Source organism: Lacticaseibacillus suibinensis (genome assembly GCF_003946175.1).
GTDB lineage: Bacteria > Bacillota > Bacilli > Lactobacillales > Lactobacillaceae > Lacticaseibacillus > Lacticaseibacillus suibinensis.
The window spans coordinates 1-12314 of record NZ_RHOK01000016.1; the positions used below are offsets into that span (position 1 = coordinate 1).

14 protein-coding genes are annotated in these 12314 nt (G+C 55.7%); 9 read left to right on the forward strand and 5 right to left on the reverse strand.

Going from position 1 to position 12314, the window contains the following annotated elements:
* Positions 1 to 130: 130 nt before the first annotated feature.
* Positions 131 to 811 carry an LCP family protein gene (locus tag EKM90_RS08810; protein ID WP_164507928.1) on the forward strand — a complete coding sequence of 227 codons (681 nt, stop codon included), beginning with the start codon at positions 131 to 133 and terminating at the stop codon, positions 809 to 811.
* A 65-nt stretch (positions 812 to 876) separates the two neighbouring features.
* On the opposite strand, the gene EKM90_RS12855 is transcribed toward EKM90_RS08810, so the two are convergent.
* Together EKM90_RS12855 and EKM90_RS08815 are read right to left on the reverse strand one after the other, a co-directional pair.
* Positions 877 to 1044: a hypothetical protein gene (locus EKM90_RS12855; RefSeq protein ID WP_164507929.1), complete on the reverse strand. Its 168-nt coding sequence runs from the start codon at positions 1042 to 1044 to the stop codon at positions 877 to 879.
* A gap of 11 nt (positions 1045 to 1055) precedes the next feature.
* A complete protein-coding gene (locus EKM90_RS08815; protein WP_125581784.1) occupies positions 1056 to 1874 on the reverse strand; it encodes an aldose epimerase family protein in 819 nt (272 codons plus the stop codon).
* A 157-nt stretch (positions 1875 to 2031) separates the two neighbouring features.
* Between EKM90_RS08815 and EKM90_RS08820 the strand changes: the two genes are divergently transcribed.
* Complete coding sequence (locus tag EKM90_RS08820; protein WP_125581884.1) at positions 2032 to 2592, forward strand: restriction endonuclease; 561 nt, start codon at positions 2032 to 2034, stop codon at positions 2590 to 2592.
* A 30-nt stretch (positions 2593 to 2622) separates the two neighbouring features.
* Positions 2623 to 3432, forward strand: coding sequence for a TIM barrel protein (locus EKM90_RS08825; protein ID WP_125581886.1), 810 nt, complete (start codon positions 2623 to 2625; stop codon positions 3430 to 3432).
* Here the strand turns inward: EKM90_RS08825 and EKM90_RS08830 are convergent.
* On the reverse strand, positions 3425 to 3718 hold the full coding sequence (locus tag EKM90_RS08830; protein WP_125581786.1) for a hypothetical protein: 294 nt from the start codon (positions 3716 to 3718) through the stop codon (positions 3425 to 3427). The genes EKM90_RS08825 and EKM90_RS08830 overlap by 8 nt on opposite strands.
* Before the next feature lie 147 nt (positions 3719 to 3865).
* On the opposite strand from EKM90_RS08830, the gene EKM90_RS08835 reads away from it, so the two are divergent.
* The 4 genes from EKM90_RS08835 to spxB all read left to right on the forward strand — a co-directional run bounded on the left by EKM90_RS08835 (position 3866) and on the right by spxB (position 9450).
* Positions 3866 to 5044 carry an acetyl-CoA C-acetyltransferase gene (locus EKM90_RS08835; protein ID WP_125581788.1) on the forward strand — a complete coding sequence of 393 codons (1179 nt, stop codon included), beginning with the start codon at positions 3866 to 3868 and terminating at the stop codon, positions 5042 to 5044.
* Complete coding sequence (locus tag EKM90_RS08840) at positions 5041 to 6288, forward strand: hydroxymethylglutaryl-CoA reductase, degradative (RefSeq protein WP_125581790.1); 1248 nt, start codon at positions 5041 to 5043, stop codon at positions 6286 to 6288. Before EKM90_RS08835 ends, EKM90_RS08840 begins: the two co-directional genes overlap by 4 nt.
* The gene (locus EKM90_RS08845; protein ID WP_125581792.1) at positions 6285 to 7457 is read left to right on the forward strand and encodes a hydroxymethylglutaryl-CoA synthase; all 1173 of its coding nucleotides are present in this window, start codon (positions 6285 to 6287) and stop codon (positions 7455 to 7457) included. The genes EKM90_RS08840 and EKM90_RS08845 overlap by 4 nt, the downstream gene beginning before the upstream one ends.
* 256 nt (positions 7458 to 7713) lie before the next feature.
* Positions 7714 to 9450 (forward strand): pyruvate oxidase, encoded by a 1737-nt coding sequence (gene spxB / locus EKM90_RS08850; protein WP_125581794.1) that lies wholly within the window; start codon positions 7714 to 7716, stop codon positions 9448 to 9450.
* A gap of 378 nt (positions 9451 to 9828) precedes the next feature.
* Here the strand turns inward: spxB and EKM90_RS08855 are convergent, their stop codons facing one another.
* Positions 9829 to 10305 (reverse strand): nucleoside 2-deoxyribosyltransferase, encoded by a 477-nt coding sequence (locus EKM90_RS08855; protein ID WP_125581796.1) that lies wholly within the window; start codon positions 10303 to 10305, stop codon positions 9829 to 9831.
* Positions 10306 to 10316: 11 nt separating this feature from the next.
* The gene (gene rlmD / locus EKM90_RS08860) at positions 10317 to 11684 is read right to left on the reverse strand and encodes a 23S rRNA (uracil(1939)-C(5))-methyltransferase RlmD (RefSeq protein WP_125581798.1); all 1368 of its coding nucleotides are present in this window, start codon (positions 11682 to 11684) and stop codon (positions 10317 to 10319) included.
* A gap of 83 nt (positions 11685 to 11767) precedes the next feature.
* Here rlmD and EKM90_RS08865 point away from each other — a divergent pair, with 83 nt between their 5' ends.
* Complete coding sequence (locus EKM90_RS08865) at positions 11768 to 12148, forward strand: hypothetical protein (RefSeq protein WP_225422800.1); 381 nt, start codon at positions 11768 to 11770, stop codon at positions 12146 to 12148.
* A gap of 3 nt (positions 12149 to 12151) precedes the next feature.
* Entirely contained in the window at positions 12152 to 12310 is a 159-nt protein-coding gene (locus tag EKM90_RS12860; protein WP_164507930.1) for a hypothetical protein, read from the forward strand.
* Positions 12311 to 12314: the final 4 nt, after the last annotated feature.

Sequence of the window (12314 nt, forward strand, 5' to 3'; positions counted from 1 at the left end):
TGAGTTGTTGGTAATGCTTGTGGGTGTTAGTCTGAGAGTGGGTCATGAAGATTCCTGCTTTCTTGTTTAGCTAGTACTAACAAGAATAGGTCTTCATGGCCTTTTTGGTCTAGTCGTCAGGGTGTTGCACTTGAATTGTAAACTGGGGGCCCAATATACCTACAATGATGTCAAAGGGGCAGTTGATTCTGTGGCCACGATGTTCAATGTGCCGATTAATTATTATGCCTTGGTCAACATGGGTGGCTTGGAGAAAATTGTCGATGCTGTTGGCGGCGTAGATGTTAACGTGGCCTTCTCTTGGTCGGATCCGTATTCGCAAGGGACCTTCACCAAGGGACCGGCGCTTCTGAATGGTCAGCAGGCGCTGGCGTACGCACGGATGCGCCACCAGGATCCGGCTGGTGATTACGGTCGGCAAAAGCGTCAGCTAGAGGTCATTTCTGCCATTGTAAACCAGGCTTTGTCTGCTCAGACTTTCAATAATTATGGAGATTTGATGAAATCGTTAGCGGATAACTTGCGCACGAACTTGAGCTTTGACGAACTAGTTACGCTAGCAAATCAATATCGTGGGGCGTTCGAAAACGTCACTCAGGATCATCTCAGTGAAATTGGGGCTTACATCAACGCTGCCTCGTACCAAGTCCCGTCAACCGCTGAACTGCAGCGTGTCTCCAATCTGGAGCGTAGTGAGCTTGGATTGTCAAGCACGACGCTGGACAATTACAATACCAAGGAAAATGCGCTAAATGCTCAAAATGGATTCAACTGGAACAGTGACAGCAATCCGCGTTATCTTTTGTACTAAGTCGTCATGAAAATGCAAAAGCTGAGCTGGTCAAATCTGATCAGCTCAGCTTTTGCATTTTCGCACTATTTCAGCAGGCTTTTTAGTAGCACTGCCATCATCAGCGCCACCATCACTGCCGAAACCAGCCCGAGCCCGGTCCTTAGCCGTCCTTTCGGCACTACCTGCCACACAATCGCGGTCAACGCCACCACAGCCACCAGCGCCAGTCCCGCTTGCATCATCACACTCATCCGCTAACCTCCTACGCCAAGGCGTGCAAGGTCACGGTGGTGCGGCGTTCAAACGGGGCGCCTGGCAGCAAAGTGAACAGCGGCGTGACTGGCCGAATGGCAACTGCGGTGTGGGGGGCGCCGGTGATGCCATTGAAATAATTCTGCTCATTGAGATGGGCGAAGGTGTCTACCACCAAGCCCGGGCCTTCGGTGTTAAGACTCAAGGCCCAGTCATTCGCCGTCAGAGTCGCCATAGTCGCTTCGGTGCTGAGGGTTTTGGTCGGCAACGGCACTGGCTCGGCGTCAAGGCGCAGGCGCTGATCCATCACGCTTTGGGCCGGGTCGCCTGTTAAGGCATAGGCCACGTTAAGTTTGGGCCGGAGCTGCACTTTGGTGTCGGTTTCGATGTGCCAATCAATGGTCCAGCGGTTGCGGTTGTCCAAGGTGTGCACCAAGGCCACGGTGCGGCTGCCGGGCAGCCCGTCTTGGCCGTCAGCGAGCTGGAGGGAGAATTTGACGCTCACATGGTCCTCAGCTTCTTCAGTGGCGGCATCCCAGTTCCAGTTTTGCCAGCCGGTGCGGCCTGAATTCAGCGGCTGGTCGCCATTTTCACCAGCAATCGGGCCAATGGTGGCGCCGAACAGTTCACTGTCTTCGGCGTAATCTTGAAAGGTGATGAAGCCAATGGTCAAGTTAGGATTCATCCCGGCCCGATTCGGCAGGCGCACTTGCTGCACTCGGGCGCCGAAGGTAATGAAGTTCAGGGTCATGCCGTGATCATTTTGCAGCGAATACTGCATGATTTTTTCGTCGTTAATGCGGTAAAAGATTTTTGAGGTAATTTTCACTGTGAGCGCTTCCTTCCGTATCCGCTTTAATCGTACCGAACCGAAGCCTAAGATTCAATGAAAATCCGGCATGCGCGGTGTTTTGCGCGGTGCGGGTTTGGTAGGATAAGTAAGAATAAGAGGAAAAGGTGATTGGTTGAAAGCACTGAAGGAAAAACTGCAGGCGTTCATGAAGCGGCTGTACTGGTGGCTCACCGCGCTGTTTGCGTTGGCACTGGGGTACGCCTTTTTGGGGCGGCACTATCTGCACACTTGGCAGCAGCAGTTCGACTTGGTGGCTTTTGCCGCCATTGTGGCCTGGGTAGTGATCAATGCCGGCTTGATTTATCGGCGGCATTTTCGCTTCCGAGACCTGCAGCTGGAGAATGTGGATGCCATGGCAGGCGAGGATTTCGAGCAATTTTGCGTCTACCTGCTTAAGCGCAATGGCTTCAAGCATTTGCAAACCACCAAGGCTTCAGGCGATCAAGGCATCGACATTATTGGCGTCAAAAAGCAAAAGCAAGTCGGGTTCCAATGCAAACGCTATACCGGCCAAGTGGGTAACAAGGCAGTGCAAGAGGCCTGGAGCGGCCAGGCGTTCTACAAGCTGGATGAGGCGATGGTGCTAACGAATTCGGAATTCACCGATGCGGCTAAGGAGCTGGCGGAGCAGCTAGGCGTGACGTTAATTGACCGGCCGCGCTTGAAACGGCTGATGCGGCGGCTGCCGAGCTAAGCGAAAGGAAGTATGGGTGTGTTCTCACCGATGTTAGGGTTAAAAGCGGGCGCGATGGCGCAACAGGTCACGGACCGGCTACAATATCAGCCCCAGGTGTTTGAATTTTACCTGACGCCTGAGGATTTCACGCCGGCCGGCTGGGCCAATCTAGAAGCGCAAGTGGCGCGGGTGCAAGCCAGTGGGGCGCGCATCGTGTTCCATCACCCGATGCGGTATCAGGATAAGCGCAATGAACTGTGCGTGAACCAGGCGCTGCACCCAGCGCAGTATGGTTTTGTGATGAGCACGGCGCGGCGGCTCATCGCCTTGAGTAAGCAGGTCGATGGGCTGACGCTGGTGCATGGCGGGTATAATCAAAAAGGCTATGATTTTATCGGGGATTGGTCGAGTTTAGCCCAGGCGCAGGCGGTGGTGCTGGGCCGGATGTGTGAGCTGACTGCTGAAGCTGCGGGGCATGTGGTGTTTGAAAATAGCATCAGCCCAATCTGGGCCTTCGGGGATGCTGCCCTGGAAGCCCAATTGCTGGCGCTGCGCCTGCCGCTGGCGTATGATATCAGCCATGCCTTCATTTACTTGCACGGCGACAACGAGGCTTTGGTGGCGAGTCTAAAGCATCTGGCCCCGCTGATTAGGCATTACCATCTCGTGGACTCCATGGGCCAGACCCACGACAGTCTGCCGTTGGGCCAAGGCCGAATCGATTGGGCGCGGGTGCTACCGGTGCTTAATCCAGGCGCCAGCAGTATTTACGAAATCAATCTGAGCAATCAAGCAGATTGCCACGAAATGCTGACGAGCCACGCCTACCTTCAGCAGCTCGCACAGCGGCTCAGTTAACCACGAGCACCCCGGCGACTTCTTGAAAGCCAAACACAGGCCGCAAGGCGGCGTCATCTTGAATATAGAGATAACGCAGCCGGCGGTCTTTTTGGTCCAAGAGCACGGCAAACTCCCAGAGTTTGAGCGCTTTACCTGGGCCTGGCACCAGAATCAGTTGCGGCTGTTCTTGCTGCTCGGCCGGTCGAATTTTGGCCACGGTGGCGTTGCCGGCAGCGGTGCGGAGCTGGACTTTGGTATTGCGGTTGTAGTCTTGCATTAAGGCAAGTAGATCAATCACGCGCATGCGGCCACCTTCTTTCTAGCTCTATCATACATGATAGGCGGTAAATTGTAAGATTTCTTAAGGGCAAGGGTCGGCGCGCCGCCAACACGGTATAATAATTGCCAAGATTAGACAGCGCATGGCGCGGTCTTTAACAGGAGGGAACCTATGACTGAAGTTGTCATTCTCAGTGCCGCCCGCACCCCCATCGGCAAATTCGGGGGGGCGCTGGCAGGTGTGTCGGCAGTGGAGCTGGGTGTCATCGCTGCCAAAGCGGCCATTCAGCGCGCCGGGATTGCCTCGGAGCGGCTCGACCAGGCGATTTTTGGTAATGTGTTGCAAGCCAATTCAGGGCAGAACGTGGCGCGGCAAATCGCCCTCAAGGCGGGCCTGACCACGGATAGCACCGCGATGACTATTAACGAAGTGTGTGGCTCAGGACTTAAGGCGGTGCGCCTAGGGCAAAGTGCCATTTTGCTGGGGGACGCCGATGCCGTGTTGGTTGGTGGCACCGAAAACATGAGCCAGGCGCCATTTTATGCGCCGCAGCAGCGCTTTGGTCATAAGTTCGGGGATGTGACCTTCGTTGACGGCCTGGCCCGAGACGGCCTTTCTGATGCTTTCACGGGCCTGCCGATGGGTGTCACCGCCGAAAACGTAGCGGAGCAGTTCAGCGTCACCCGCGAGCAGCAGGACCGCTTTGCCTTGGCCTCACATCAAAAAGCCGTGGCAGCGCAGCAAGCCGGCGCTTTTGATGCTGAAATCACGCCGGTGACGGTGACCACGCGTAAAGGTGACCTCGTGGTGGCGGCGGATGAAGGCCCGCGGCCAGATACCGACTTGACCAAACTTGGTAAGCTGAGGCCGGCTTTTAAACCTGAAGGTACTGTGACGGCTGGTAATGCGAGTGGCATCAATGATGGCGCTGCGGCGCTGATTTTGATGCGCAAGGATCTGGCGGATGCCCAAGGCTTGCCGTATCTGGCCGTGATTGATGGCTACAACGAAGGCGGCATTGATCCGAATTTCATGGGGTACGCGCCGAAACGCGTGATTGAAAAGCTGCTGAAGCGCACGGCGACCGCAATGAGCGGGATTGATCTGATTGAAATCAACGAAGCCTTTGCCGCCCAAAGTATTGCAGTGGCTAAGGAGCTCGAACTCGATCAAAGCAAACTGAATGTCAACGGCGGGGCGATTGCGTTAGGCCATCCGCTTGGGGCGTCTGGGGCCCGGGTGCTAACGACTTTGCTGTACGCTCTGCGTTCGCGTGAAGCCCAAACCGGGATCGCAGCGTTGTGTGTTGGCGGCGGCATCGGTGTGGCCATGCAGGTGAGCCGGCCATGACCAAGTTTTATGAACTGACGACGGCAGAGCGGCTGGCGCAACTGGTGGCAGACGGCAATTTGAGCGCTGAAGACGCTGCCCTGCTACAACAAGCCACGGCGCTGCCTGATGATGTGGCCAGCCATCTGAGTGAAAATCAAATTGGGCAATTTACCTTGCCGCTCGGTTTGGTGCGCAATCTACCGGTGAACGGGGCCATGCGCCAAGTGGCTATGGCCACTGAGGAACCATCGGTGGTGGCCGCTGCCAGTAACGGCGCCCGCCTCGCTGGCTTGAATGGCGGCGTCAAGGCCACGGCCGCACCGCATCGCGTGGTGGCGGAAGTGGTGTTCGATGAGGTGCCAGATTTGGCTGCCGGGCAGGCGGTGTTGCAAGCCCATGAAGCCGAGCTTTTTCAAGTGGCCCAGGCGGCGCACCCGTCGATTGTGAAGCGCGGCGGCGGTCTGAAGCAGATCACGACCACGGTGGTGGACCGGTTTTTGAAACTACGCTTGGTGATCGATCCGAGTCAGGCGATGGGCGCCAATATCAGCAACACCATTGCCGAAGCAATCGCCGCTGCGGCTGGGGCGTGGCTCGCTCAGCCCGCCTTGGTGGCCATTTTGACTAATGCTAGTGCTCAGCTGACGACAGCGACTGTTACCTTGGCTCCAGCGAGCTTAGCGACGAAAAACGAGGCCGGCAGTGTGATTGCCCGGCGTATTGCGGCGTTAAGCGACCTAGCGCAGGTGGATGCCGAGCGAGCCGCGACGCACAACAAAGGCATCATGAACGGCATTGAAGCGGCGGTGCTGGCAACGGGCAACGACACCCGCGCCGTGGCCGCGGCAGTGAGCGCATACAGTCAGGGCCGGCCGCTCAGCACATGGCAAATGGTTGACGGGCAGCTCAAGGGCAAAATCAGCCTACCGCTGCCAGTGGGCGTCGTAGGCGGTGCCATTAGCGCCTTGCCGCTGGCGGGGGCAGCACTGCGGCTGGGCGGATTCCAGACCGTGGCCGCGCTGCAAGAGGCCCTGGCGGCGTTGGGCCTAGTGCAAAACTTGGCGGCGCTGCGGGCACTGGCTGGCCCTGGCATTCAGGCCGGCCACATGGCGCTGCAAGCCAACGCTTTGGCGATGGCTGCTGGCGCGCAAGGCGAGGAAATCACGCAGGTGGCTGTAGCCCTCCAAGGCGAACGCAAAGAACTGGCGGTGGCCAAGCAGCTCCTGACACAGCTAAGAACGAAAGCGGGGAAAAATCAGTGAAAATTGGCATCGACCAAATCGGCATGGACACGCCGGACTTTTTTATCGATTTACAGGAACTGGCGACGGTGCGCGGGGTGGAACCTGACAAGTTCACTATTGGCATCGGGCAGGACCAGCAAGCTGTCGCCCCAAGCAGTCAAGATGCAGTGACCATGGGCGCCGCCGCCGCGCAAAGTTTGCTTGGTGAAATCGACCGCGACCAGTTAGGCCTAGTGGTGCTGGGCACTGAAAGCGGCGTGGATGCCAGCAAGGCTGGCGCGTTGCAGATCATTCGCTTGCTGGGCCTGCCGGCGCAGGTGCGGGCGCTTGAAATCAAGGAAGCCTGCTACGGTGGTACCGCTGGGCTAATGATGGCGCGCGATTACGTGGCCGCCCATCCGAACAAGCAAGCCTTGGTGATTGCGGCCGACGTGGCGCGCTACGGGCTGGCCACGGCCGGTGAAGTGACGCAAGGCGCCGGGGCGATGGCAATGCTGGTCAAAGCTGATCCTCGGATTCTGGTGATCAATGACGATTCCGTCGTGCATGCCGAAGATATCGGCGATTTCTGGCGGCCGGTGTACACCGACCAGGCCTTGGCGCGTGGAAAGTACTCCACTGAGCAATATCTGCACTTTTTTGACCTGGTTTGGCAGCAGTATCAGGCCGAAACCGGGCTAACGTTGAACGATTTCACTGCGCTGACCTTTCACTTGCCTTACACGAAAATGGGCCTCAAAGCCTTGCGGCAAGTGCTGCCGAGTGTCGATGCCACCAAGCAGGCGGCCCTGCTGAAGCATTTTGACCAAAGCATTCAGTACAGTCGGCGGATTGGCAATATCTATACCGGCTCCTTGTATCTGGGGCTGTTGTCGCTGCTCGAACTAGATCATTTACCAGCTGGCAGTCGCCTGGGACTCTTCTCGTACGGCTCTGGCGCAGTGGGCGAATTCTTCTCTGCTGAGCTGGTGCCAGGGTACGAACAAGCTCTCAAGCCGGCCGCCCATGCTGAACGGCTCGACCAACGCCGGCAGTTGCCGATTGCCGAATATGAGGCGGTGTTTAATGACGCCGTGCCTTATGCAAAAGCCGATTACCAAAGCAATCCTGCCTATTATGCAGGCCCATTCGTGCTCACTGGCGTAACGGGGCAGGAACGACAATATCAAGTGAATCCGAACGCATAATCAAGTCTCGCTGCGGCGAGGCTTTTTTAATTAGGGCAAGGAAACACGTTCTTTTAAGGACGTGATGAATTGCCCTGTTTTTGGGCCGTTCGTACCTTTCACGCGTGAGAGCGCTTTGTTAGGCGTCATCATAAGCCTTGTGCTACATTGTAATTAGTTAGGAAAATGAAATCGCCACTTGTTTTTTGTAAGTAGTCGGGTATACTGATGTTGTTAAGGCTTTTAAAAAGTAAGTGAAAATGCTGGAGGCGAGCGTATGACAAAGATTAATGCAGCAGACGCAGGATTAAAGGTGATTGAGAGTTGGGGGGTGCATAATATTTATGGTCTGCCGGGCGGTTCGTTCGACTCGACCATGAATGCACTGCACAACCGTAAAGATACGATCAAGTACATTCAAGTGCGCCACGAAGAAGTCGGCGCTTTAGCCGCGGTTGGTGAAGCCAAAGTCACCGGTAAAATCGGGGTTACCTTTGGTTCTGCCGGCCCTGGCGCGGTGCACCTGCTGAACGGTTTGTATGATGCACAGTGGGACCATGTGCCAGTTTTGGCCTTGGTGGGTCAGGTACCAACCAGTGCCATGAACACCAACTACTTCCAGGAAATGAACGAAAACCCAATGTTCGCTGACGTGTCGGTCTACAACCGCACGGTCATGACGGCAGAACAGTTGCCAGCCGTAATCGATGATGCGATTGCGCAAGCCTACGCCAAAAACGGGGTGGCGGTGGTCACCATTCCTAAGGACCTCGGCTGGCAGGAAATCGAGGACAACTATGTTTCTCGCGCCGGCAACTACCAGAAGCCGATTTTGCCAGAACCACCGGCAGCCAAGATTGCCGAAGCAGCTAAGTTGTTAACTGACGCTAAGCACCCCCTGATTTACATCGGGACTGGTGCGCGCGGGGCGCGGGACGAAGTGATTGCTTTGTCTGAAAAGCTGCACGCCCCAATCATGACCTCTGCTTTGGGCAAAGGCGTGGTGCCAGATTCTTACAAGGCCAACATGGGCTCTGCCGGCCGCGTGGCCAGCAAGCCTGGCGTTGAAGTGGCCGGCCAAGCGGATGCGGTGCTGTTCCTCGGCTCCGACATGCCATTCCAGGCTTACTTCATTCAGCCTAATGCCAAGTACATCCAAGTCGATATTGATGGCGCCAAATTCGGTCGCCGTCACTATGTGGATGTCGCTATCTTGGCTGATGCCAAGAAGACGGCTCAGGCTTTGATCAATGCCATCGACCAGCAGCCCGAAACCGGCTGGTACCGGGCAGCCCTTAAGAACAAGCAAAACTGGGTTGACTGGATGGCTTCATTTGAAGATGATGACGAAACGCCACTGCGCGTAGAGCCTGTGTTCAAGCAGATCAACGATATGGCCACTGACGACGCGATTTTCCAAGTGGATGTCGGTAACGTCACCATTAACGGCATGCGCTACCTGAAGGCCGACCAGCGGCAGCAGTTCACCACTAGCGGCTGGTACGCAACGATGGGCTATGCTTTGCCAGCAGCCATTGGTGCCCAAACCGAGTATCCAAATCGCCAAGTCTGGTCGATTTCTGGTGATGGTGGTTTCGCGATGGTGATGCAAGACGTGCTCACCCAAGTGAAGTACCAGATGCCAATTATCAATGTCATTTTGACCAACGAGTCTTTGGGCTTCATCGAAGCGGAGCAAGACGACACCCAGCAGCCACACTCCGGGGTTGATTTGATTGACGCCGACTATGCGACCGCGTCGGCTGCGCTCGGCGCGACCGGCTTCGAGGTGCACACTTTGACCGAATTGAAGGACGCCTTTGCCAAGGCCAAGGACGCCAAGGGCCCAGTGGTGATTGACGTGAAGATCTCCGACCTGCGGCCACTGCCAGTTGAACAACTGGTACTGGACAAAAAGACCCAGGATCCAGCGGCGGTTGACGCGTTCGTCAAGAAGTATCATGCTGAAAGCCTCATTCCGTTCCGCCAGATTCTGGCAGACGAAGAAAAGTAAGTTGAAACGTAAAGCACTGCCACTCATTTCGGGTGGCAGTGCTTTTTTTGTTGAATTAGGGCCAGGAAACACGTTCTTTTAAGGACGTGATAAATTGCCCGTATCTGCGTCAGCAGGTACAATTGTCTTGGTAGCGAAAACCAAACTACCAATCTGAAATCAACGTTAAGGCGCGGGACGCGCCGTGGTCAATAGCCGTAACCTCTGCACAGAAAGCTCAGTGCTGAATGTGTAAGTCGGCGGTGTTCCCAGAAGCTCGGTCATTTATGGCCGAGTAGTTCACTATAGCATGGATGCTCAGCCGGGTGAACCTGATATGACAAGACTTCGATTGATCAGGCGACCAGACGAAACACGAATTTAGCACCGAACCACGATTTACGCTTGATACGCGAGGATCGCCTTCACCAGTTCCTCGACGGTGGTGTAAATCCCGCCGTTGAGTTTGATGAGGCCAACCGTGTACAGATTGAGGTAGTGGAACTGGTTTTCGGCCACAGTTTGCAGCGCGGCCAGCTTTTGTTGATTGGTTGCGCCAAGGCGCCGGGAGTCGGTGTACAGACCCAAAATCGGAATGTGCTGGGCATAGGCGACGCCGATTTCCGAGGCCACGCCAACATCAATGGTGGGGCCGTCGAGAATGGCAATCATCAGATCGGCGGCGAGCACCTGCTCGGTGTCGGCTTGGGCAATCATTTTGGCATCAGCATAGGCATTTTTGTCATTGATGGCCGCGTTTTCTTGCGGTAGGTAAATGTCCAAACTTGGCGCGGCTTGGCGCAGTTGCGCGACCACCTGGGCGTTGAAGGCAAAGTCGGCTTGGCTGAATAAAGCGTTGGCAAAATAGATTTTCATCAAAGAGCCTCCTAACGGCGCGTGAACTTCACCACCGCTTCGCAGCGGGCGGTTTGCGGGAACATGTCAACCGATTGAATGTAATCGACCTGATAACGCTTGGTTAAGGCGACCAAATCGCGCGCCAGGGTCGACGGGTTACAAGAGATGTAAACGAACTGCTTGGGGGCGGCTTTGAGCAAGGCCTGAATGAAGGCCGGCTCCAACCCAGCCCGGGGCGGGTCGACAATCAAGGCGTCGGGCTTGAAGCCTTGCGCCAACCACTGCGGGAACAGGGCCTCAGCCGTGCCGACTGCGTAATGCGCGTTCGTGATGCCATTTTGCTGGGCGTTGTAATTGGCCGCTGTTACCGCTTCAGGGATGATTTCCATCCCGCGCACGGTTTTGGCCTGATCAGCGAGGCTCAGGCCAATGGTGCCAATGCCAGCGTATGCGTCCACCAAGGTGGCCTGCGGCGTTAAGTCTAGGGCCTTCAGCGCTTCTTGGTAAAGGATTTCGGTTTGCTCTGGATTCAGCTGTAAAAAGGCTTGCGGTGACACCGCGAAATCGCGGCCTAGCAGGCGCTCAGTGATGTAAGGCTGGCCGGCCAACAAGGTAGTTTTGGCCCCCCAGATCAAAGACGTGGTACCGGGATTGAGATTTTGCGAAACAGACACCACCATTGGCAGTTCCTTCGCGATGCGCTCCAGCAGCTGGAGGTGATGTGGCAGTTTGGCCGAGTTGGTGACGAAGGTGACTTGCACCTCGCCGGTAGCCACCGATTCGCGAACCACCAAGGTTTTAACAATACCGCTGTGATGCGCTTCGTCGTATATCGGCACCTGCAAATCTTCGAGCATGCCGCACAAAGCGGTGGTGACTTGCATCGTCAGCGGCCGTTGGGTGGCAAACGTGGTGAGCGGAATTAGCTTGTGTGAATTCGGGGCATACAGGCCCGCGCGGACGTGACCGTCAATGAGCCGCACCGGAAATTGGGCTTTGTTGCGATAATGCAGCGGGTGCGCGGCGCCAATGGTGGGGCGCAGGTCGTAATGCTGCCAGCCGGTTGGTTTGAATTTGGCCAAGCTTTGGGCCACCACATCGCGTTTGAAATTCAGCTGCGCCGGGTAGGCCAGGTGATTGAGCTCGACGCCGCCAATTTGGCCAAATAAGGGCTCGCTGGGAGTGACCCGGTCTGGTGAGGCTTGTTTGATGCGATGCGTGGTGGCTTCCAGATAGCGGTCATGCACCGCGGTTACTTCGGCGACCACCACTTCTTGCGGCAAGGCGCCGGTGACAAAGGTGATCTTGCGCTTGTAATAGCCAATGCCGCGGCCGTTAATGTCGAGGCGTTTGATGGTCAACGGGAACCGCTGACCGACTTGAACCGTATTTTCCATGCTGCACTTCCTTTACGTTCAGTATACAGAAATTGGCACGCTTTCTCCATGTCGGGTATAATCACCTGCAGGAGGGATGACCGGTGAAAATCTACTTTAACAATAATAATCAAGGCAAAATCAAAGCCTTCATTACCCACAACGGCGAGCTGCATGAACTCGAACCGGGCCAAACGCTGGAACTCAAGGTGAAGCGCGGTGAGCAAGTGACTTACAAAGTGGGGCGCTTATCCGCAGAGCACACGATTGACTATCAAGCCACCGATGCGGAATTCGAAATCACGCAAAACCGGGTGCTGCTGTACGCTTATTTGGCGGCGTTGGTTGTGATTCTGGTGGGGCTGTGGTACCTCAAGAATATTTCCAATACTATTTTAACCATTGTGGTGATTGTCGGCTTGGTGATCTTTGAGGGCTTCAATTACTTTAATGGTTACCAAGCGCATCCTGTGCACCGAGGCTAGCCGATGAAGTGGCTGAATGGCAATGCGTTTTTGATTATTTTGGTGGTGCTGCTGGCCTTTGGCATCGCCGGCTATCTGATGAAAAACGTCGTGGTGCTACTGTTATTGTTTGTGGCGGTCGTCGTTTTAATCATCGCCAAAGTGCTGACGAGACCACGTTAAAAAC